This window comes from Exiguobacterium sp. RIT452 (assembly GCF_003598705.1).
Lineage (GTDB): Bacteria > Bacillota > Bacilli > Exiguobacteriales > Exiguobacteriaceae > Exiguobacterium_A > Exiguobacterium_A undae.
Genome location: NZ_QXJB01000006.1, coordinates 112,412 through 135,624 on the forward strand (window position 1 = coordinate 112,412; position 23,213 = coordinate 135,624).

The 23,213-nt window shown below is 49.5% G+C and carries 19 protein-coding genes; 10 read left to right on the top strand and 9 right to left on the bottom strand.

Annotated features, from left to right (window positions below; translation table 11 throughout):
• Positions 1–18 precede the first annotated feature (18 nt).
• Complete coding sequence (locus D3D03_RS13215) at positions 19–669, bottom strand: cyclase (protein ID WP_119923806.1); 651 nt, start codon at positions 667–669, stop codon at positions 19–21.
• A 151-nt stretch (positions 670–820) separates the two neighbouring features.
• Between D3D03_RS13215 and D3D03_RS13220 the strand changes: the two genes are divergently transcribed.
• The gene (locus tag D3D03_RS13220) at positions 821–1,312 is read left to right on the top strand and encodes a hypothetical protein (RefSeq protein WP_119923807.1); all 492 of its coding nucleotides are present in this window, start codon (positions 821–823) and stop codon (positions 1,310–1,312) included.
• Positions 1,313–1,381: 69 nt separating this feature from the next.
• Here D3D03_RS13220 and cydC read toward each other — a convergent pair whose 3' ends face one another.
• A complete protein-coding gene (gene cydC / locus D3D03_RS13225) occupies positions 1,382–3,100 on the bottom strand; it encodes a thiol reductant ABC exporter subunit CydC (RefSeq protein ID WP_119923808.1) in 1,719 nt (572 codons plus the stop codon).
• Positions 3,097–4,827, bottom strand: coding sequence for a thiol reductant ABC exporter subunit CydD (gene cydD, locus D3D03_RS13230; RefSeq protein ID WP_119923809.1), 1,731 nt, complete (start codon positions 4,825–4,827; stop codon positions 3,097–3,099). Before cydD ends, cydC begins: the two co-directional genes overlap by 4 nt.
• 211 nt (positions 4,828–5,038) lie before the next feature.
• Between cydD and D3D03_RS13235 the strand changes: the two genes are divergently transcribed.
• Positions 5,039–5,521, top strand: a complete 483-nt coding sequence (locus tag D3D03_RS13235) for an RrF2 family transcriptional regulator (protein WP_028107202.1) — start codon at positions 5,039–5,041, stop codon at positions 5,519–5,521.
• 14 nt (positions 5,522–5,535) lie between these two features.
• Entirely contained in the window at positions 5,536–5,925 is a 390-nt protein-coding gene (locus D3D03_RS13240; RefSeq protein WP_119923810.1) for a nuclear transport factor 2 family protein, read from the top strand.
• Between the two features lie 48 nt (positions 5,926–5,973).
• Here the strand turns inward: D3D03_RS13240 and ypfJ are convergent, their stop codons facing one another.
• Complete coding sequence (ypfJ, locus tag D3D03_RS13245; protein ID WP_119923811.1) at positions 5,974–6,819, bottom strand: KPN_02809 family neutral zinc metallopeptidase; 846 nt, start codon at positions 6,817–6,819, stop codon at positions 5,974–5,976.
• A gap of 204 nt (positions 6,820–7,023) precedes the next feature.
• Between ypfJ and D3D03_RS13250 the strand changes: the two genes are divergently transcribed.
• Positions 7,024–8,550 carry a methyl-accepting chemotaxis protein gene (locus tag D3D03_RS13250; protein WP_158583699.1) on the top strand — a complete coding sequence of 509 codons (1,527 nt, stop codon included), beginning with the start codon at positions 7,024–7,026 and terminating at the stop codon, positions 8,548–8,550.
• Positions 8,551–8,692: 142 nt separating this feature from the next.
• On the top strand, positions 8,693–13,153 hold the full coding sequence (locus tag D3D03_RS13255) for an MFS transporter (protein WP_119923813.1): 4,461 nt from the start codon (positions 8,693–8,695) through the stop codon (positions 13,151–13,153).
• A gap of 47 nt (positions 13,154–13,200) precedes the next feature.
• Here D3D03_RS13255 and D3D03_RS13260 read toward each other — a convergent pair whose 3' ends face one another.
• The gene (locus D3D03_RS13260; protein ID WP_119923814.1) at positions 13,201–14,355 is read right to left on the bottom strand and encodes a glycosyltransferase; all 1,155 of its coding nucleotides are present in this window, start codon (positions 14,353–14,355) and stop codon (positions 13,201–13,203) included.
• Between the two features lie 51 nt (positions 14,356–14,406).
• On the opposite strand from D3D03_RS13260, the gene D3D03_RS13265 reads away from it, so the two are divergent.
• From D3D03_RS13265 to D3D03_RS13275, 3 genes are read left to right on the top strand one after another with little or no spacing between them, the layout of a single operon-like run.
• Positions 14,407–15,594, top strand: a complete 1,188-nt coding sequence (locus D3D03_RS13265) for an MATE family efflux transporter (protein WP_026834247.1) — start codon at positions 14,407–14,409, stop codon at positions 15,592–15,594.
• Positions 15,591–16,730, top strand: coding sequence for a glycosyltransferase family 4 protein (locus tag D3D03_RS13270; protein WP_119923815.1), 1,140 nt, complete (start codon positions 15,591–15,593; stop codon positions 16,728–16,730). The genes D3D03_RS13265 and D3D03_RS13270 overlap by 4 nt, the downstream gene beginning before the upstream one ends.
• Complete coding sequence (locus D3D03_RS13275; protein WP_026834249.1) at positions 16,727–17,593, top strand: glycosyltransferase family 2 protein; 867 nt, start codon at positions 16,727–16,729, stop codon at positions 17,591–17,593. Before D3D03_RS13270 ends, D3D03_RS13275 begins: the two co-directional genes overlap by 4 nt.
• On the opposite strand, the gene D3D03_RS13280 is transcribed toward D3D03_RS13275, so the two are convergent.
• Positions 17,577–18,188, bottom strand: a complete 612-nt coding sequence (locus D3D03_RS13280) for a response regulator (protein WP_119923848.1) — start codon at positions 18,186–18,188, stop codon at positions 17,577–17,579. The two genes, D3D03_RS13275 and D3D03_RS13280, sit on opposite strands and share 17 nt — an antisense overlap.
• Before the next feature lie 35 nt (positions 18,189–18,223).
• On the opposite strand from D3D03_RS13280, the gene D3D03_RS13285 reads away from it, so the two are divergent.
• Complete coding sequence (locus D3D03_RS13285) at positions 18,224–19,555, top strand: sugar phosphate nucleotidyltransferase (RefSeq protein ID WP_158583700.1); 1,332 nt, start codon at positions 18,224–18,226, stop codon at positions 19,553–19,555.
• A 33-nt stretch (positions 19,556–19,588) separates the two neighbouring features.
• Here D3D03_RS13285 and D3D03_RS13290 read toward each other — a convergent pair whose 3' ends face one another.
• The 3 genes from D3D03_RS13290 to D3D03_RS13300 form a co-directional block, all read right to left on the bottom strand.
• A complete protein-coding gene (locus D3D03_RS13290; protein ID WP_158583701.1) occupies positions 19,589–20,548 on the bottom strand; it encodes a type I phosphomannose isomerase catalytic subunit in 960 nt (319 codons plus the stop codon).
• 170 nt (positions 20,549–20,718) lie between these two features.
• Entirely contained in the window at positions 20,719–21,354 is a 636-nt protein-coding gene (locus D3D03_RS13295; protein ID WP_119923818.1) for a peroxiredoxin-like family protein, read from the bottom strand.
• Positions 21,355–21,408: 54 nt separating this feature from the next.
• Positions 21,409–22,461, bottom strand: a complete 1,053-nt coding sequence (locus tag D3D03_RS13300; protein WP_119923819.1) for a YcjF family protein — start codon at positions 22,459–22,461, stop codon at positions 21,409–21,411.
• Positions 22,462–22,585: 124 nt separating this feature from the next.
• On the opposite strand from D3D03_RS13300, the gene D3D03_RS13305 reads away from it, so the two are divergent.
• Positions 22,586–23,188 (top strand): hypothetical protein, encoded by a 603-nt coding sequence (locus D3D03_RS13305; RefSeq protein ID WP_119923820.1) that lies wholly within the window; start codon positions 22,586–22,588, stop codon positions 23,186–23,188.
• Positions 23,189–23,213 lie beyond the last annotated feature (25 nt).

A 23,213-nucleotide genomic window follows, 5' to 3' on the forward strand; every position in this document is an offset into this window, starting at 1 on the left:
AGTTTTCTGTCGGTTTTTTCAGTTCTCCTTAACCGATACGGGGAATAAAACTTCTTCCGTCCGTTGCATGATCTGTCCGAGTACTTGAAGAGACGGATTGACTTCAAAATCAATATCGAGCGAATGATTAGCCCCTTTTATTTGTTCCAGTACGAGGTTCGAACTGCCGCACCGTTCCAACGCTTCCGGACTGAACTGATGATCGTGGTCACCGATGACCAGTAAACCGTGATGCCGGCTGTTCGCAATCGCTTCGACGATTGCCGGATCTTTTAACAAGGGTGTCAGCAAAACGATTGTCGCATCCGGAAAAAGTCCCCGCCGGATGAAGGAAACCAGAGGTACTGTTCCAAGCGATTTGGCAATGAAGTGAATCGTCTGATACGTTCTTGCCCGTAACACCTCATCGATGACCGCTTCAATCCGCCGACTCATCTCCACATCTCCCTGCTCGTCCGGTAAACTGAACAAGTCGTCCGAGACATACTGAACCTCGATCACGTTGACTCCCCGCTTTAGTAACATCATCCGGCTGAAGTAAAAGTACGGATGGTCATAAGCATAGCCTGCGCCGGACAACATAAAACAGACCTCGTTCGAATCGGAATAATAATGATTATAGCCAATCGCTTGATCGCCCACTTGTGTCTGACAGCGACGAATTTCCATCGGTGCTCCCCCTTTAATTTTTTCCTTACTTTACCATCCGATGCTTGAAGCGTCCATTAAAATTCCATTTACCTATCGTCCGAGCTTTTGCCCTTGTCCCGTCAGGCAATCGAGTACACTAAAACTACTACATCTTTTCCAGGAGGTTCTCATGCCGATTCGCTATTTTTCACGCCTCTCGATTGGTTTACTGTTGCTTGCAGCTGGTTGCTTTTGTTTTGGTTATGTCATGACACCCTATCCGCATCAGTCGTCCGGTAATGGCAATCCCGCTCTCCTGTTGATTCTGCTTCTCCCGGTACTGGCTATATTTACTACGATTACGATGGCACGTCTGTTCCTGCACCTTACGTTTCACCCGATTTGGCTGATGATTATGACACTGCTAAGCGGACTGTACCTCATCGGCGGTTCGTTGTATCAAATCATCCGGTACCAGGCTTATCAAGAAGAGCTGATCCGGATCGTCGTAGAGAACACGGATGATTTTGAGTATGCCGAGTCCCTCACCAACGCATTTAGTATCTTCATGAATGCTCAAGTGTTTAATCTCAATACTTTTTTCTTGTATGTTTGTCTGATTGTCATCTTAAGCAGCCTGACTGTTGGATCAAAGCGTCTGTTATCGAAACTCCATTTTTGAATAACCAGCTATGATTCCACAAAAAAAGCCACATCCCACGCTGACAAAGCGAAGGATGTGGCTTTTCGTTCAGCGGACCAGTTGATCCGGTGTAAAAACTGACTGTTCGACTTGTTTTAAAGCATAAAAAGCACCTTGTCGTGCCATCAAATCGGCATACGTGCCAACTTCGACGACTTGACCTTGTTCCATAACAACGATTTGGTCCATCTCCTCAAGTCCTGCGAGACGGTGACTGACTAGCAACAGCGTTGCATCCGCCGCACGTGCGAACAAGTGCTGTAAGATGGTCTGTTCCGTCAAGGCATCAACCGATGAGGTCGGTTCGTCAAGCAGGTAGAGCGGAGCTTGTCGTAAGAAAATCCGGGCAATCGCCAGCCGTTGTTTTTCACCGCCGGACAGGTTTTCCCCTTTTTCGAGCACCCGGTCGTCTAGAGCGAGCAACGAAAGACCCACTTGATTCAGTGCTTCAATCATCTGATCATCCGTTGCCTCGCTACTGGCCAACTTCAAATTGTCGCGAATCGTTCCATAAAAGAAATGGTTTTGTTGCAAGACGACATTCGACTGTCGCCATACCGCTTCCGGATCAATCTCTTGACCTAGCGTTCCCTCAATCCGGATCCCGTCTGCTGGATACATGCGCAACAACAGTTGCAGTAGGGTCGATTTCCCGGAGCCGCTCGCTCCGACGACTGCTGTTTTGCTGCCGGCAGGAAATGTCACGCTGACGTCTCGTAAGACCGGACGTTCCTGATCGGGAAACGCAAACGTGACCTGTTCGGCCCGGAGTTCCGGTGCCCGCGTCAGCTCAAACGGACGATAGTTCGGTTCAACCGTCGCTTCGACCACATCATCGAGCCGTCGCGCCGCGTGGCGGCTGTCTTCAAAGAAGCCCGGCAAAATCGCCATTGGGGCTGCATTTTCAAACACCGTCAACGAGGTCATGACGAGTAAGGCGAGGAAAACACCTTCGAGCTGACCGTCGGCGACCAGATAAGCACCGAGACCCAACACAATCCAGGAAATGATCAAGGTGGCGAGTGTGTTCCATGCAAGATTCGAGACGGCGTGCAGCCCGTTCCGTTTTTCTTCCGCGACGTACCGCGCTGCGACAGCATTCAGTTCTGCTTCCTTGTTCCCGAGTTGTTGGTAAATCTTTAAGTCCCGGTATCCTTGGAAGAGTTCCGTCACTTCCGTCGACAGTTCCCCGCGCCGTGCCCGAACGGACCGCGCAAAACGTTGTTCCCGGTAGGCAAACCAGCCGGGAATGATGAATCCAGTCAACAAAAGACCGATTACGAGGACAAGCGCAACACTGAGCGAAAAGAAGCTGACAAAAAAGATCGTACAAAGAAAAACGAGCACTAAGATGATCGGTGGATAAACAACACGTAAAAACGTATTTTGCAGACTTTCGACGTCGCCGACGATTCGTGCGAGCAAGTCGCCGCTCCGGTACTTGGCAAAGATGCCTGGTGCGAGCGGTTCAAGTCGTTTATAAAACGTCGTTCGTAAATCACTGAGAATCGTAAACGTCGCCCGGTGCGAATAATAGCGTTCGGCGTAACGACTCGCCGCCCGCGTCAAGCTGGACAGTTTCTGTAAGGCAATCAAGACAGCCAGTGTCTGGATCGGTGGCAACAGTGCTGCTTTCGAGATTAAAAATCCACTTGCCGCAAACAACCCGACCGCTGTGACTCCGGCCAGAACACCGAAGAAAATCGAGAAGACGATGTCTCGTTTTTGGTGCAACATCAAGCGAAAAATCCCCATCAACTCTTTCATCGTGTCTCCTCCCCTCGTTGAACGGCACGCATCATCGCATACTCCGATTCACGTCCCATCAACTCTTCATGTGTTCCTCGGTCGACAATCCGTCCTGCTTCCAGAATGACGATTTGATCCGATTGTTCAATCGTATGCAACCGGTGGGCGACCGTGATGACGGTCGCTTCACGTCCTAAAACCGTGATTGCTTCCTGCAACAACCGTTCCGTCTTGACGTCAAGACCGGTCGTCGGTTCATCAAACAAGATGATGTTTGGTCGTTTTAAGAACGCACGCGCCAAGGCAACGCGCTGTTTTTCTCCGCCGGATAATCCGCGTCCGCCTTCCCCGATCACCGTATCGAGTCCGTTCGGCAACTGTCCGATCAGTTCCGTCAGCCCGGCATCAGATGCGGCCTGTTCAATCGCTGAACGGGATGCCTCGCGTAATTCACCAATCGCGATATTCTCCGCAAGTGTCCCGGCATACAAATACGGATGCTGGGAGATATAGCTCAGTTGGCGGAACCAGCTTGCTTCGGTGATCATCTGACGGGGTTGACCGTCAAGTAACAGTTGTCCGTCCTGCGGATCGGCGAGACCCGCGAGCAACTGAAGGACCGTCGATTTGCCGGCACCGCTGCGACCGATCAACGCGACCTTCTGATACGGTTCGATTGCAAGATTCAGTTCGGTCATCGCAAACCGGGCATCGCGGTACGAAAAAGCGACGTCCTTTAATTCGATCCGTGGTGGACGGGCTGCCGGCAGTTCCGTCTGTCCGAAGACGACGCTCCGGTCATCTTCCGTCAGTTCCGCCGCAATTTGTTTCGCGGCCGCGACACTGCCCCGTCCTGTATGGAACGCTGCGCCCATTTCCTTTAACGCCAGATAGTATTCCGGCGCCAATACCAACATCAAAAAGGCCGGGACAAAGGTGATGCTTTGGAACAGAATCAAACGTAAGCTGACTTCAAGCGCAATCATTCCCATACTGAGCATCGAGATGAATTCGAGCATCAATGATGACAAGAAGGCAAGTTTCAGCACCGTCAACGTCGCATCCCGAAAGTCGAGGCTGCTCCGTTCGATGACGTCCTGTTGGGCCTTCGCCCGACCAAATAATTTCAACGTCGTCAGTCCCTGTAACGTATCCAGGAATGTTCCGGAGAAGGCATTCATTTTCTCCAGCTGCGTATCGGCCCGATTTTGGGTCATGATTCCGATGACGATGTAAAACAATGGAATGAACGGGGCTGTAATCATCATGACGAGTCCCGTGACCCAGTCATAGCTGAAGGCTGCGATCAGCACCATCAGCGGGACGATCGACGTCTGGATGACTTTCGGCATGTACTGACTGTAATAACTGTCCATCTCATCGACCGAATCCAGCAGGACACTGACCTTTTTTCCGGATTGTCCTTCGAGCATCGATTCAACGGAGTTTTTCGTATATTTCGCGACAAGTGCCTGGCGTAAATCCTGTTTGACCCGTGCCGCAAGATTCGTCCCGAGACGTCCGTTCCAGTACGTGACGCCGACACGCAGGACAAGCATCAACAACAGGACACCAAGCAACGGAATGACTGCCGAAAACGGATCTTCTTGCAGAAAAATCCGATCAACGATGATGACGATCAAATAGGATTGGCCGATGACGGCAACACCCATTAAGACGGCTGCCAGCATCAGTTGTATTAAAATTGAACGCGGAATCGTGATGATTCCTTTAAGTGGATTCATAATCAAACGCCCTTTCACAAAGTGTGAACGACTTTTAGTGAATATTTTCACATATCGTACATTCAGTATACCGAATCCATTCTGTTGATGCCACGGGTATGCTGCCGAAAAGGTGTGACGGTTTTGTGAGAGACATTTTACTGGACAATCCATTGATCTGATTGTATCGTGGACAATAGTTATCCACGTTATACAAAGAGGAGAATGTCTTGTGCAAATGAAAACCGGTGTTGAGCAATCCATCTACGCCATGCTCTTATTGACGTTTTTACCGGATAAAGGGGTCCTGCCGGGCGAATTCATCAGCCAACAACTCGGTGCTTCCCCGACCTATTTTCAAAAACTGCTCCGCAAGCTTGTTCATGCGGATCTGCTGATGTCCGTTCCCGGAGCCAAAGGCGGGTTCCGTCTGAAAGCTTCGCCGGAACAAATTCGTGTGTTTGATGTCTACGAAGCGATTGAAGGCAAACAATCTTTGTATGCGTCAAGCGGAGTCTTTGAAGATTTGATGGGTATCCAAAACCAAAACATCTGCTTATTGTCCGACTTGATGGCGGAAGCCGAACAGTCGTGGCAATCGACGCTCAAACGCGAAACGATCGATTCGATCCGCCGTGAAATTTATTTAAATTGTCCGCCCGATCACTTGACGAAGCTACAGAGTTTAATCGAAGAAAAAATGATTCGCAATTAAAAGGAGAATGACTAATGACTACAACGACACTCGACCGCTATTTTGATTTATTTGATGCTTCCCGGACCGATGAACAAGCCTTCACCGATCTTGTTTCCCTGTTCTCGGATGAGATCACGTTCGTCTTAAACGGACAGGAACAACACGGGATCGACGCCTGGAAACAGTTTGTCCGGATGGTCTTTACCGCCAACCAGGACATCAAGCACATGTATGCGGGATGGTTGCCTTCCGAAACAGGCGATACGCTTGAAACACGATGGGCCGTTTGTGGTAAGCGGGCGGACGGATCGGTCTTCACGCAAGACGGAACGGATATCGCCCGACTGGATGCAGACGGAAAAATCGTCTACCTCGCTAATGTCCCGGACGATACTACGATGTTCAACCAATACAACGATTAATCTAAAACAGGCATCACTTCGTTATGAAGTGGTGCCTGTTGCTCATGCTTATAAGTTCTTCGCTTTGAAGGTGTCGCCGCCTTCAATCGTTCCGTTGTCAAATCCTTTTTGGAACCAGCGTTCCCGCTGCGCAGACGTCCCGTGCGTAAAGCTTTCCGGCACGACATAGCCTTGTCCTTTCTCCTGTAACGTATCGTCGCCGACGGCATTCGCGGCACCAAGTGCCTCTTCCAAATCGCCTTCTTCCAGCAGATTTTGTCCTTGCGCGTGATGCGCCCAGACGCCCGCATAATAATCCGCCTGCAGTTCAAAACGAACGAGATACTTGTTAAATTTCTCTTCGCTCATCTTTTGACGAAGCGGCATGATTTCGTCTGATGTTCCGAGCAAGGTCTGGACATGGTGCCCGACTTCATGGGCGATGACGTACGCCATCGCAAAATCACCCGGTGCCCCGTATTTCGTTTGTAACTCGTCATAAAAACTTAAATCAATGTATAATTTCTGATCCCCCGGACAATAAAAAGGCCCGACAGACTTCCCGGCTTCTCCACACGCGGAACTGACTTGATCCGTGTAGAGGACAAGTGTCGGTTCTTGATAGGTCATGCCGTCCTGCTTAAACTCTTTTGTCCAGACTTTTTCCGTGTCCGCCAAGACAACGGAAACGAAATCAGCCGCTTCTTTTTCTTCAGCCGTTTCCTGGTATTCCGTCTGACTCCCGTTTTCTGATTCTGTTAATCCCCCTAACAGATCAGCCGGATTGCCTCCCATCAAGGTCACGACAATCAGAATGATGATTCCGAGTCCACCGCCGATTCCGGCAACTCCTTTTCCACCCATCCCCCGCCGGTCTTCAACGTTCGAACTTCTTTCTCTGCCCTTCCATTTCATGCGCGTTCCTCCTACAAGTCTCAATGCATTTCTATACCCCATATCGTAGTCGTTTAGCCGTAAAATCAGATTTTAACATTTAATTTTATTTTAAGTATCTTGAAGCTAAACAATCTGAATTCCTCGACCGATAGTGGTATACGTTTAGCATGTTTACTCGTGATTTGTTTCACTTTTAACTAAAAAATGGGGGAATTTTATTTTATGAAACGTCGAAATCAACTTATGCTTGGAATCAGCCTTTTTGTCGTCGTCTTGTCATTGATCATTCATGGTTTACACCGCTTCACAGCATTTGCGGACGGATATCAAATCATCCGTGGAAACGTCAGTGCCGCCTCACCAATCATGCTGACTTGGATTGCTTTGTTACCGGTGTTCTGTTTGCTTGCTGCCGCTGTCCTGTACCGGATGCACCCGCGCAGTAAACACGTACCGCTTCTATTAACGCTGACCTTAACTTTTTCCAGTATGTCGATTATCGCTGGCGGAAACGGACTTGTCGAATACCATTTCTCGATTTTTATGGTGTTGGCCTTGATTGCCTACTTCCGTCGGATTGATTTGATTCTTGTCAGTACCGTTCTGTTTGCCGTTCAACATTTTGCCGGCTTCTTTTTTGCACCGGCGTTGATTTGCGGGACGACCGGTTATCCGTTCAGCATTCTGATGATTCATGCCGTCTTCCTGATTTTGACGAGTGCTGCGCTCATCATTCAAATCAGTGTTCAGAATAAGGAACGTCAAGCGGCGTCACGCCGTGAAGCGGACGCAACGACGCTGATCACGAATGTCAGTCAACAGATTGAATCCCTGGTCGGTAGTTTGAAGACCAATACGATGCATTTACAACAGGCCGCTGTCCAATCGGTCGAAGCGACCAATCAAATCGCGACCGCCATTGCGCCAATCGTTCACTCTGCAGACGGTCAACACCAATCGATGCAACAAGGAACGGATCAGTTGCATCAGATTAATGCCGCCATCGCAACGATTCAGGCGAAAATGGCGCGGACGGCCACGACGACGGAAAATATGACGAAAACCGCTTTGACCGGAAACGAAGAAATGCATCTGATGGACCGCCGGGTGGAAGCGATGGTCGAATCGACGAACGGTCTGCATACTTCTGTTACAGCAATGGCCAGCCGATCGGATAAAATCCAAAAAATCCTTGCCAGTCTGGAAGCGATTGCCGGCCAGACCAACTTACTGGCGTTAAATGCTGCCATCGAAGCCGCACGTGCCGGTGACGCCGGGCGTGGATTCGCCGTCGTCGCGACGGAAGTTGGTCACCTCGCGGTCCAGTCCCGCAGTTATGCCAATGAAGTGACGGAAGTTTTACAGGCATTGATTGCCGATACCGATCAAATCAAGGAAACGGCAGCCAGTTATACGACGACACTGTCGGAAAACCAGCAGATGACCAAGCGTGTCCGGCAGACGTTTGCTGACATCACGCAACTGGTCCAGGAGGTCGAACAAAGCATCAGCTCGATTCAAACAGCCCGTCAAGGGGTCGGGGTCCAGATGCTTGATATCGAACAGCGGATGGAGACGACCCGAACCGCCTCGCTTGAAGTCCGCCATGGCATTGAATCGACCGCCGTCTCACTCGAACGGCAAACGACCGTACAACACGAATTTGAAACGATGACCCAGTCACTCGGTCAGATGACAAGTTCCTTGGAACAATTGGTTGATGAATTGACCAATCACATCGAACGGTAATGTAACCCATGCAGGCTCCTCCTTCAGACGGAGGAGTCTGTTGTCATTTTTGTTAAAATTAAGTGAAGCTGTTCTAGGAATCACCCCGGTACATCCCGAATAGTAAAAGAATTGACCTTTTTTTTGAGAGAGGAGTTCTTTGATGCAGACCTCATTACAATCACTACTCGATGCTGCCCGCAGATTTGGTCGAACCTACCGCAAAGATGCTCTCGTGTTAACCGGCGTTCTCGTTTTGATTGTTCTGTACGGCGCCCCCCTGCTGAAACCGGGAATGGTCGTCTTCAGTGATATGTCATTTGGTCTCTCGTCCAATCGGTATCTCGAAGAAATTTTTGGCGCCTGGAACAACCGGTGGAGTACGACGACCTTGTTGAACGTCGCCCGTCTGATTTACATCTTTCCTTTTTATCTGCTCAGTCTGCTGTTTGGTGCGTCCGGTCCGATTCTGATCAAGTCGTTTATTTTTGGCTTGTTGATCGTGTCCGCTGTTTCGATGTTCGCTTTGACGAAACGGTTGCATTCGGTCTACGTCTCACCTCACTTTTCTTTTTTATCACTCGTCGCCTTTGGTCTCGCCGCTTTGTTTTATGCCTTGAATCCATGGGTCATCACGCGGATCCAGCACATCTATCTCTTATGTGGCTACTCCGTCTTTCCACTTGCCTTATTGTTGTTTTTTAATATATTTGATCCCAAGTTCCGCGAACAGCTGAATCCGAACTTCTCCTTATCCGACCGACTGTCGCGCCGGACATGGATCGACATTACCGGACTGTCCGTTGTCTTTGCTTTCATGGCGGCCGGCATCCATTACTTTTTCTTCTCCTTGATCTACATGGGGATCATGGTCGCCCTGATTTTTGCGAAGACTTTCTGGACACGTCGGAAGGAGCAAATCATTCAACCGTTGATCGGTTTTTATGTCCGCTCCACGATTGCCTTTTCGCTTGTTTTCCTGTTGTTTAATTCATACTGGTTTTTCATGTATGTCGGTTCCATCTTGACCGGATCACAAGCTTCGCAACATAACATCAATGTCTCCGATACGTTGATGTTGTTCAGTCGTCATTCTTCATGGACGAATGTATTTTATTTAACGAGCTACTGGTGGCCGATGTTTGATCTGACGACGTTACCACTCAGTTTCTGGTTAGGCGGCGGTGTTATTCTGTTATTAATTTCGCTTGGTGCATTCGTCTCCTATCGTCAGCCGATCCTGTTATTCTTTACCGGGCTCAGCATCCCGTTGATTGTGTTTTCGACAGGGACGCACGAGCAGGTCGCCGACCTCTTTGTCTTGTTCGTCACGAAGACGCCGCTGATCGGCGCCATGTTTCGGGACCCTAACAAGTTAGTCGGATTGCTGATGGTGAGCTATAGTTTGTTGCTCGCTTCCAGCCTCGCGACCGTGTTCAACCGCCCTTCCAAAACGTTGCCGCTTCCGGTTTACCGCCTGCTTGCCATCGGGACGACGGTCATCGCTCTCGGGTTGTTTTTCTGGCCGTACCGCGCCGTCTACATGGAAGGTTTTTATCATCCGGTGAAAATGCCGAAAGAATATACCGCCGTTCAAGAACTGATTGACGGAAAATGGCTTCAGTTTCCGATTGCGGATGAAATGACACAACCGAGTACGGGGGTCGCGACACCGACCTGGAATAAAAATCCGCATCCGGACGGCGAAACCAAAGCAACCGGCGATGTCCACGTCTACGGTTCGCAGGCAAACACCGTCTTTCACCACGAAGGTACCACCCAAACGGTTCGCTACATGATGACGTTCATGCAATATTTGCTCGATACGGGTCGCTCCGATCAAGCCGGACAAATTGCACAGGCGTTTGGTCTGCAACAGTTCGCGTACCGGACGGAATATACGGGCATGAAGGAGCGGCAAGCCTTCAACAAAAAGATTCTCGCAACCCAACGTGATCTATTGGCGACGAAACAAGTGGGTCTGTTTACGTTATTCGATTTAATCGAACCACTCGACACTCGGACCGTTCCGCAACTGATTTTGACACCGTACGGACTTGAACGGTCGGTTACATTCTCCACATTGGACGACTACGCCCTCGGTCCCCAGTCGATTTTATATGCGACGCAAGCTCATCAGGACGGGTTATCCTGGTTGAAACAAGATGACATCATCGAAATGGCGGAAGAAAACGATGTTTTGCTGAGCCAGGTTCCGGAACAGTACTATTGGAAACCGTTTGAGGCAATCGACTCCGCCAACTCATTCCTGAACTGGGGCAAAACCTTTTTGGCAAACAGTGATTGGCGCTGGTATTTACGGACACAGGGCATCGCAAATCCGTCGTTTGATCTCGACTTCGGGGATGGGATCGGTTTGTCTTTCGCCTCGGCCAAGATAGATGCTCCCGTCTATCAACTTGATCAGTTGAAGACAAAACAAGTCGCGTCGTTCAACTCGATGCTTGAGGACGAGACGTTTTTCAAAGCGGATAATCCGGACATCGTCGACTTGTCGCCGAATCCCTTATCAAAAGAAAACAATCTGCCTGTCCTGCACGCAGAAGTCGCAGAAGGCGATCCGAAATATATTTGGCAAGTCGCAAAATCCGGCAAGCTGGACGCCTTACCGAACAATGCGTACCGGTTTGATATCACGGCGTCCGGTCGTGGCGTCGACCGGTTGCATGTCAAAGTCCGGTTTTATGATGCACAGGAGCGTGAGCTGAATCAGACGTATGTCGTCGCCCCACGCGATTCCGGTGACCTTGACGCGATCCATCTGCAAGGCGAATATGTCACCCCGAAAGACGCCAAGACGATGCGGATTGATTTGCTGAGTTTTCAGCGTCCGGAGCGGAAAACGTATTGGTGGGTCCACGACATCAAGATTTTCAGTTTCGAGGACTACATGGTACCGAACACGATTGAGATGACAAAAGAGACTGCCCGCGGTCGTTATGCCGGTTACGCACGTGTCTTATTGAACCAAAACGGCGGCCAGCTTGACTTTGAATTCAACGACCAAACATTCTCGGTCAAGACGAAGCAAGCGGCAGGGGCAAAACTCGTTTGGGTGCCTCTTGGAAACCTCATCGCAGAAAACAGCAGTTCGACACTCCGCATCACGAATACGGCCGGCTTTAATGCCGTTCAAAATATCGTCTTGATTCCGAAAGAAGAATGGACGAAAGTTCAGGAACGACTGGATGAGAAGCTCGCCATCACCAAAACGTTGATGGTGCTCGAAGCAGAAACCGCCTTTGATTACGAGGGACATCTTCAATCCGAACGCAACTATCCCGGATTCAGTTTCGGAAAGGGTGTGGCTGCTCAAAACGGTGCGTTGCGTCGAACGATTGATGTACGTGAAGACGGCACTTACGACATCCAACTGAAGGCGACACGACCAACGAATCCAAGAGGCCGTCTGACCGTCTTGCTGCGGGATGGAAAAGAGACGATCTATCGGCGTGTCTTGACGGCGCAGGATTTTAAGACGGCAGACATCCGAAAACAAGCGATTGGTCAAGAAACCGTGACCTTCGATCCGTTGCACCGGGATTTTCCGTATCAACTCGAATCCTTGCCGGATGTCTACTCGGCACTTCATCAGATTACGCTGGAAGACATCCCGTTGACGGGCGGTCGTTATGAGATTGAACTGGTGTATGCGAGTGCCGTTCCGTCACTCGTTACGATGGACGATCTGCATCAATTTGATCCGAATGAAATCGTCACCGACAAGCCGCTTACGGAACCGGAAGCAGCCGCCAATTGTGCGACATGTGTCTCGATCACGGACGATATGTTCAGCGGGAGCGAAAAAGACGGTACGTATCGCATGGAATATGAAGCAACTTGTTCGTGTGACTGGTATATCTTCGCCTCTCAAAAAATTAAGGCACGTCCGAATCATGAATACTTGCTGCAGTTTGATGCGGTCAGTAAAAATGTCCGGCAACGCCACTTGAAAGTTTTTTATCTGGATGAAAAAGACCGTGTCATCGGGACTGATTTCATCAATGAAGTCGAGGAAGACAAAAAGAGCCGCTGGAATCATTACGAACAGATGATCATTCCTCCGAAAAAAACGGTCCGGATGCAGCTCCATATCTGGACACGCGGCAATGAAAAAAAGGCAGGCAGCTTACAGCTTAAAAATCTGGAGTTTCTCCCTTACGATCAACTGATCCTCGTTGATCAGTTCGTGATGGCAGAGCAGACCGGAAAACCGCTGTTTGCCAAAACACCGGCCGAGAAACTCGGCATCACTCCATCCTTGATGAATCGACACATCACAAGTGATGCGCCCCTTGGTCGTTTTACAGTCAATGATTCGCCGACACCGCTCTTTGAGTTACGGGACGGCGTCGAACCGATGCGGGGCAACATCGCGCTGAACGGCGTCAGCCAACTGTACCGCTCGACTCAATCAACGGCCGATGTCACCGTCGTCTTACGTCCTGTCTATTACGTCGGACTGACGGTCCTGCTGCTCGCATTCCCCTTGAGCGGACTGCTGATCTGGTGGATGACGGGTCACCGGTTCGTGGCGGTTCGTCAACGGTTCCGTGCGAAACTGTTGTCAGCGATTCGTCGCCCTAAAAAATCGAAGACATGACAAATACCCTGTACCGACCCGTTGCATAACGAGCCGGTACAGGGTATTTAACGATGGCGTCGATACAAAGCAACCATCGTCTTTAAAAAAGCAATCGAGTCCTTGACCAGATTGACGTGTGATCCTTCCCGCTCGATACAGGTCACAGGCTGTTGGAACACACGCAACCGTTCTTTTTTCGCGGCATACATCAATTCCAAATCAATCGCCAGACCACTCTCGACGTTTAAATACGGCAGAATCCGTGGGACGACACGACGATTGATGATTTTTAGACCGGTTTGTGAATCCGTCACCCCTTTTGGTAAAAAGGTCCGTGTCAGATTCCGTTTGGCAAAACTGAGCAGACGCCGGACAAGACCGCGGTCTTCGATCGTCAGGTCCTTCGTTCCGATGACGATATCATAATAATCGTTTTGGGCAATCGTCAGCAGACGGGCGATGTCTTCTGTCTTAAACGAATTGTCAGCATCGACGAACACGTAATAATCACTCGAGATATTTTTCATCCCTTCGATGAAAAGTCCCGCTTTCCGAGTATTCCGTTCCACCTGATGGACTTCCAGATATCCGACTGTAAACAATGTATCCGTCGCTTCCATGACGATGGACCGATAGTCATGTAACAGCGCCTTTGAACGGTCGGAAGAGGCGTCATCAAAGAAGTTGATCGAGGCATGAATGTAATCTTCACTGATCAGCTCTGCCAAGGCTTCTAAAAATTGTTTTACATGCATAAAACGTTTCTCTTCGTTAAATATTGGTAATATAAAGGCTATAGTGTCTTTTAAAATGGGATATTCAGGATGGATGATATGTTGGATTTCCGCAAACAGTTCATTCGGGTAGCCCGCCCGGTAGGAAAAGGTGCGTAAAATGCCGTCCCCTTTTACTGCTTCGTAGGGGAAATCACCTTTCATCCGCACGACATCTTTGATCAGCAGAATTTTGGCGCGCGAGCGGATACTGCGGATTTGATTCACGATTTTCAACTCGTCTTCACGCGTCTGATAGTCGACGACATACAACTTGATATCATGTTTACCTTCCGCACTCTGCACTTCTGTAATGGCAATTTGTTCAAATGAAGCAGGACATTTACCAGGTTGTGTATAAAAGAGTACAGGATAATAGGAAATCAGGGTTTCGTAAGGAATGTTCCGTCCGTGGTCCGTAAAGACTGCGATATGACCTTGATTCATACTGATTCATCCTTTCCGTATCATTCAAACTGATTGATGGGAGGTGTTCCGATGACTGGTTTTCTGAACCGTCATGCGGTAATTTTGATTTTTCCGGTTCTCGATATTTTATTGAACATCGTCAACTATGCCTATCACTTGTTGTTAGCCCGTCAATTATCGAGTGTCGACTATGGATTTTTAAACGGTTATCTCGCTTTACTGGGTCTGCTCCTGATCATCGGAAGTGCCTTGCAGTGGACGGTCACACGCGATCTCAGTCAACATTTAACGAATCATTATCGTGTTTTACGAAACCGGTTGTTGGCTGTCGTCGGAGTCATTTTACTTATCTTACTGTATGTCTTACCTATCCTTCTACCTTTTACCAGAATAAACCTTCTTCTTGTTGTGCTTACAGTCTTCTTCCATATCTTATTATCTTTCAGGCGTGGTGTCATTCAAGCGCAAGAACGTTTTTACGCCCTGAACCTTTCGTATTATGTTGAATCGTTAACAAAAGTGATGGCCACCTGGCTCTTGCTTCAGTACACGAACGTGACGCTTTCCTTAGCCTTTATCTTGATCGGGATGCTAATGGCTTACCTTGTCAGCCTGCTTCAGACATCATTCCCAGAGAGTACCGGTCCAACCCGGTGGCACGGTTTGACGCATATGATTCACACGCAAGTCGTCATGACCCTCTTCTTTACACTCGACAGCCTGCTCGTGACACGGTTTTTCCCGACATTTGCCGGCGACTATTCCGTCGCCTTACGGTTCGGTCAGTTGTTGTTGTTTGTCGCCCTTTCCTTATCGCAGCTTCTTTTACCGCGCCTCAGCAGCCTTAATCACCAACAGTCCTTTCACATTTGGGAACGTAAGTTGTACCTGTTTCTATTGAGTGGTCTTGCCTGTGCCGTCCTCTTTTACGTCACGGTGGTCCCGTATCTCATTCCCTGGTTATTCGGATCCGGTTATGACTTAGCCGGACAGTATGTCAAATACATGGTGCTCGTCTACGCCGGCATCACGCTGATCCAGTACGAAGCACTTGTCCAATTTTCGCTGCACCGGACAAGCTATCTGAAGTGGTTCTGGGGGATTCTCATCTTATTGGTCCTCTCACTTATGTTCGTCCGCCAAACGGTTGAAATTTGGTTGACCGGACAAGCGGTCGTCTTGTTAGGAAGTGCCTTTGTCCTGAGATTCATTTTGCCGAAACAGCGATTGATTGCGAAAAAGGAGGAGCATTTATGAAACCCCATCTCTTATTTTTATCGTGGCGTGACATCAAACACCCGAAGGCCGGCGGTGCCGAGGTCTTTACACACGAAATGCTTCGCCGTGTCGCGGATGATTATGCGATCACGCACATTTCCCCCGCCTTTGAAGGGGGACATGACGTCGAATTTTTGGACGGCATCACGTATGTCCGCCACGGTACACTCGCAACCGTCATTCCCTACGCGGCTTCTTACTATTACAAACATGCTTCATCGATCGATCTCGTCGTCGATCAGGTCAACACCCATCAGTTCTTCACGCCGTTTTACGTCCCGCGCGCCAAGCGTGCTTTGTTCATTCATCAGTTCACGCGTGAAATCTGGCAGATCAACGTCAAGCGTCCGTATGCCTGGCTCGGCGAACAGACCGAGACGCCCCGGCTCCAGTTGTATCGTCACGGACGCGCCTTGACGGTCAGTCAGTCGACGGCGGATGACTTACGCTCCATCGGCTTTTCCAAACAACAGATCACGATTCTGCCCGAAGGACTCGATTTTGTTCCTTGGAAAGAAGACGCCTGGCAGCCGAAAGAGCCGGTCCCGACCTTTTTATACGTCGGACGGATGTCTGCTTATAAAGGAATCGACGATGCCATTCAGGCCTTCGTCATCCTAAAACAAGAATTTCCGACAGCGAAGTTTTGGGTCATCGGCAAAAAAGATGAGCGCTATATCCAACAGCAGCTGGACCCGCTTGTCCCGGAAGAAATTCGGGGAGACATTACGTACTTCGGTTTTGTCAGCGCAGAGGAAAAGCTTGAACGGATGAGTCGGGCGACCGCCCTCCTCTTCCCTTCCAAACGTGAAGGCTGGGGATTAACGGTCAGCGAAGCGGCCGCTGTCGGCACACCGACGATCGTCTATGACGCTCCCGGTTTACGAGATGCCGTCCAATACGGGATGGCGGGTTATATGACCGTCGCCCAGTCGCCCGGTGCGCTCGCTTCCGAAATGCGTTCCTGCATTCAAGACACCGAACAATACGACACGATTCGTTATGCTGCCTATCGCTTCGCCCAGACACTGCACTGGGATAACACCGGTCAACATTTTCGAAATTGGCTCCAGAACGAACTTCCACTACCTGATGTGAAGGAGGAGTATGTATGATTGGAATCGCGATGTCGACGTATCAAAATGAAGCCATTATCGAAGAAACAATTCGTTCTCTCCAAGCCCAAGCTTCACCTTTTCGTTGTATCATTGCCGACGATGGATCGACTGATCAAACGGTCGAGACGATCAGACGGTTAACACAACACGATGAACGCTTTGAGGTCATCGCGTTGCCGCATGGCGAACGCGGGATTGCGCGAAAAACAGCCATCGATCGTCTAAAAGCACTCGACGTCGAGTATCTGTACATCATCGATTCGGATATGGTGCTGTCGGATGACCTCTTGAAGAGTTGTCTGTTGTACCTCGAAGCCCATCCGGATATCGGAGCACTTGTCATCCCGGAACAGGCATACAGCGACCATTCGAATTTTTTCAGCCAGGTCAAAGTGTTCGAACGGAACCTGTTTAACATTCCGACCGATCAGCTTGATGCCAATTCGATCGAAGCCGCCCGTTTTTGGCGGCTCGACGCCTATGTGACTTCGGGTGAAATTGATCCGACACAAATCAGTTTTGAGGAAACCCAACCCACCATCCGTTACCTGGAACAAGGAGGACAAATCCGGCGGGCGACCTTCACCTTCGTCCGGCACAATGAAAAACAGGTCGAACTGACCGACCTGCTCCAAAAGAAACGCTATTACTTTGACGTCATGCCGACGACGCTTCAAAACGAAGACGGCGGACTGGCAAAGGCGTTGCAACGCTGGTACTTTTTCCGACCTGTTTTGTATCATAAAACGAATCTCAAAAAATACGTGCGTCATCCGCTTCTCGCTGCCGGCGTGATCTACATGTACATCCGCCTCAGCTTTATCGGAGTCGAGTCGCTTGTCTTCAAACGTGTTTCATGACCGTTCCATTCATTGATTGGTACAAGATATAGGTTCCGAATTGCGTCGGAAACTCAAAACGATGCAAGCCGTTCATTTCATCATCCGGCGCTTCTTGATTCGGAATTTCCAGTGCACGGCGACCAACGATTGTTCCATCCTCAAAAAATAAACAATAGGGACGATTCGCATTGGTTAAAATCCCGTTAAACATGACACCGATATTGTTTTTCCGGTGTTTCGTCTCCACCACTTCTGCTCCGATTTTTTTCATGATCCGAAGAATCGTTTCATCAACTTTCAACGGTTTCGTCATCAAGCGGCTGATGTTGCCCGAATTGACGGCAGCTAGCAACGTATGCAATTGCATGTAATCCGTCAGAACAATTTGTTTGGTCAACGGGTACAAGCGCGTGACCTTTTTCAGCAGTTCAACACCATCGAGTTGCGGCAAGCGTAATTCGGTCACGATGACATCCACGTCTTGTACTTCGAGGACCGATAAAGCTTCTTCTGCCGATGCGGCTTCTGCTACTTCTTGATTCTGTTCCAGTAACTTCCGTTGCAAAATCTTTCTTGTCGGCTCGTGCGCATCAACTAATAAGTACAGTGCCATCTTTAAAACCTCCAGTTCAGAAAGGGTGTTGGATGATGTATATTCTCTTATTATCAGGTGGATCCGGAAAACGACTTTGGCCGCTGTCGAACGATTTGAATTCCAAACAGTTCCTGCGCATTCTTGAAGATGCCGATGGACACAAACAATCAATGATGGAACGGGTGTTTCAACAGCTAGAAGCGAGCGGTTTAGCGGACCGGACCGTCATCACGACGACGGAAGCCCAACTCGATGCGATTGAACATCAACTCGGCACCAAGGTGTCCGTCATCCATGAACCGTCTCGGCGGGATACGTTCCCGGCCATCATGCTCGCAACGAGTTATCTGGCAGAACGGATTGATCCAACGGAAACGATCATCGTCATGCCGGTTGATCCTTACGTCGACGCTTCCTTTTTCCAGCGGTTTTCTGCGCTCGATGCGGCCGTCCAGGCCCACCCTGACGCGCTTCATTTAATGGGAGTCGAACCGCTTCATCCAACTTCTAAATACGGCTATATCATTCCTGAATCGACAAGCACGATGTCTCCGGTCCAACAATTTCGTGAAAAACCCTCCTTGGAGACTGCAGTCGAGTTGATTGATCAAGGGGCGTTGTGGAATTGCGGGGTCTTCGCCTGCCGGCTCGACTTCTTGACGGAACGCCTGAACGAGCAACAGGTGCCTGTGACGTATCAGGCATTACGAACGGCGTATGATTCGCTTGAGAAAACATCGTTTGATTATGCCGTCGTCGAGAAAACAACCCACCTGTTCGTTCATCGGTATGATGGATACTGGAAAGATCTCGGGACGTGGAATACCCTGACGGAAGAAATGCCAAGTTCCATTCATGGAAATGCGCGGTTGATCCATTCCACCAATACGCATATCGTCAATGAATTACAAGTCCCTGTCCTCGGAATCGGCTTGACTGACTTAATCGTTTCGGTCAGTCCCGATGGTGTCCTCGTTTCGTCAAAAGAGGAAACGCCCCATCTTAAAGATTATCTTGTTGATCAAGAACTGCCTCCGCAATTTGAATGGAAACGCTGGGGGTATGCGACGATTCTTCATCAACAACAATTGGACGACGGGCGGTATGCCGTGACACGCCGGCTGCATATCCAAGCCAACCATCAGATCAGCCATCATTACCATGCTCAGACAGACTCGACGTGGAGCATTCTTCAAGGACAAGCCGAAGCAATCATCGATGGGAAACATCAATTGCTCGGTCCGACTTCCGTCGTCCACATTCCACGCGAGGTGCCGCATACATTAAAGACATTGAGTGACTTGATCATGATCGAAATCAAATACTCCATCGACTGGACGGAGGAAGACAACTATCCGCTTCCGATTTCACTCGGTTCGAATTAACGGTGGCACGTATCGCAAAGGCGATACGTGCTTTTAACTTGGAAACACCTCACTGGTCACGCACGCCAGCTGTCCGGAGATCCGGTATTCCCCTGCCGAACAGGGAATGAAATACTGATCGCCTTTTTGTAACTGGCGTTGTTCGGAACCGTCAGCTGCACATACTTCACCTTGACCTGACACGACGGTCAGCAATCGAAACGTCGGGCTGTCGGATAAGCAGTACTCCGTCCCCTTGATGTCATGATGGATGACCGTGAAGAAAGGGACTTCCAACAAGGTCGTTTTTGTTCCGGAAGCCGTCGTCTCTCGAATCGGTCGGATGGTCAACGGTTCATCCGGAATCGTCGTAACGGCGATTGCTTTTTCGAGGTGCAACTCACGGTGGTTTCCATCGGCGTCGAGACGGTCATAATCATACAGTCGATACGTCCGGTCACTCATTTGTTGAATTTCGAGCAACACGATTCCCGGTCCAAGGGCATGAATCGTTCCACTCGGAATGTAAATGAAATCCCCTTTTTGGACAGATTGATGACGAAGGCAGGCATCCCACTCCTTCCGCTCTGCACACGTCACGAGTTCTTCGCGACAAGACAGATGGTGACCAACAATGACTTCCGCTCCTTCCTCGGCCTCGAGGATATACCAACATTCATTTTTTCCGTACGGTTCGCCTTCCAACCGTTTCGCATCCTCATCATTCGGATGGACTTGGACGGACAAATACGAGGAAGAATCGAGCAGCTTAACGTGTAAAGGAAAAGCCTCCAATGCGTATGGACCAAATAAACTTGTCCGGTGGGTCTGCCACAATTGATCGAGCGTCTGTCCTTGATAAGGACCGTCCGCTAAAGGAGTTCGTCCGCTCGGATGTGCCGAAACCGTCCAGCATTCTCCGATTGATCCTGCCGGTAAATCGAAATGAAACAACTCTTCAAGACGACGACCACCCCAAATCCGTTCTTTGAATACTGGCTCGATTTTATACATAGACACAGCGAACTCCTTGATTGAAAAAGGAGTAACGCCCACCTCCATTTCTTCAATTCGTTACCTTTCTATACCCATTTATATACATTTATCAACAAAAGAATGGCACACTACGACAAAAAATCCCGCCTCGATGATAGACGGGATTTCGTTCTTGTTTCATGCGATTTTTACAACGCTTCGATGATCGTCAGCGGATCTGTCCGTTTTGTATAATCAGCCGGGACGTCCGCAAATGAAACTTTACCGGTCGGCTGAATGATGAACGTTGCTGGTTTTGGCAACTGCCAGTCCTCATTGCCATTATGACCGGCAACGTCAAGACCGGATGCCTTGTACACGTCAATTAAATAGTCGGGCATATCGAACACAAGGTCGAACTGACGGGCGACGACGTTATCGACATCACTCAACACTTGAAAGGCCAGGTCGTTTTTTTCCTGCGTCGAGAGCGAATGATCCGGTGTTTCCGGACTGATCGCCACAAGCGTTGCTCCTTTTGCCTCAATTTTTTCTAATTCCCGTTGGTAGGCCCGGAGCTCCAGATTACAATACGGGCACCAGCCGCCGCGATAAAACGTCACGATGACGGGACCGTCTTGCAGCAACTCCTCTAACGACACCGACTGACCGGATGCATTCGGCAATGTGAAGCGGGGTGCCTCATCTCCGACAGTCAATCCTTTGGCGCCGTCTGATGCGGCTAACTCATTTGTCGCTTGTGCCATCAACCGTTGTTTTTCCTGCGGCGCTTTTTGACGAAACTGTTCTTGATACGCGCGGATTTCTTCTAATAGTGTTGACATGACTTCCCCTCCCTGCTTTCGTCCTAGCATAGCAGGGAGGTGAAAATCTGTCCGTTATTTTGCTCCGTCTGATTTCTTGCGGAACTTTTTGATGAAGCCCATCAAGCTTTCCGGCGTCAGTTCCAATTTATTTTCGTAAGCATACTTCGTCCCGTATCCGAGTGCAAGTGTCGCCGTCGAGGCGACGCCGGCTCCGATGACGGCACCGTATCCCGGGACCATCTTCGCCAGTTGCCGGAACGCCGTTTTTCCGGAGTTGCCGACAATCGTCACGACCAGCAACTCCTTTGCACTTTCCTTCGAAAGATTCCGCTCGTACAAGTTCGACAGTTTCAGCATCAGCCCGATTTGAATCGACGTCAACGGAATGATGTCGGCTCCCGGAAACGGAACGGCTCCAATCGCTCCTGCCGCGGTCCCTGCTCCGACGATCCAGTTGTTCGCGATTTTCCCCCGCAACGCCGGATCGATCTCGCGAACAAACAGATTATCCTTGTTGAACTTTTTTAGGATGTCGAGCACCTCACGCCGCAAACGGTCAATGTTCGTCCCATCCATCGCGGAGACCGGCACGACTTTGGGGCCCGGTAATTTCGATTCGATATGCGACAGAATCGTCGCGAGGTCATTCGTCGCATCGATTTTCGTGACGACGATGACGATATTTTTATTGTGGGCATAAATCTTCTTGAAGTTTTTTGTTTCCGTTTCCGATAAGACGGTTCCGGCGGCGTTTAAGAAGTAGAGGATGACATCTGCACTTTGGTAAAACTTCCATGTCGTGTCCGAGTTTAAGCTGTTCGCATCGTTCAGTCCCGGCGTATCGACGAAGACGACCTTATCTTCCGGATGTTGCCGGATTTGATCAATCCGCGTCGTCTCCCCCGGCTTTGCTCCAACGGTCGCCACTTCCCGACCAAGGATCGCATTCAGCGTCGAGGATTTGCCCGCATTGACGTCCCCGATCAAGGCGACGGTCACTTCCTGTTCAAGTGACTGGTTAAAGTCGCGGCGTTCCGACTCAAACGATTGGTCAAACACTTCTTCGAGTTTTCGTTTTCGTTTCTGCTCATTGGTCTCAAGACCTTCTCCAAAAAAATCATCCATCTTTATCCCTCCTGAAAATACCTGCTGTCGGTCTTTTCCCGTTCTCCATTGAAATCATCCCCCAAAAGCGATACGATTAATTATGGATAATGTTACCAAAATAAGATGAAATGAGGCGTTTTTCATGAAGAAATGGCTTTACATACCACTTGCGGCGCTTGTCTTGACCGGATGTAATCAAGAACAGGCACAAGAATCCGTTCCAAAAAAAGCAGCATCGGCTGACTACACATCGAGTCTGACGATTTCTCCCGTCTCCATCACCGAGGGCGAAGAAAAATTTGCGGCGCTTGGCAATCAACAGATCGGCAGCGTCAAATTACAGGGTACATTAACATCCACCCATTGGCTCAAAGGGGTCGAATATCTTCCGAACAAAAAAGAGCGGTCTCTCTTTACACTCGAGCTTGAACCCAAAAGCTATGACACGCAAGTCCGCTTTGCCCAATCTTTCTCCGACGATAAGATCCACCTCGGCATCGACGTTGATGACACGACAGTCCAAGGAGACCATACCTTTAAACAGCTTGATGATTACATGATTCGGGGAGCTGATTTCCGTTCAAGCACCTCTGCCTCTACTCCGTATAATTTGCTGATGGTCTATCACATGACGAAAAAGAACGGGATTCGCGGCTTTAATTTAAACGAAATCATGCGTCCAGCTGACGTACCGCTTAAAAAGGGTGAACGGATTTTCGGGATCGTCTTATCGAATCACAAGTAATGACATCCGCGTCTTGTCTTTCTCG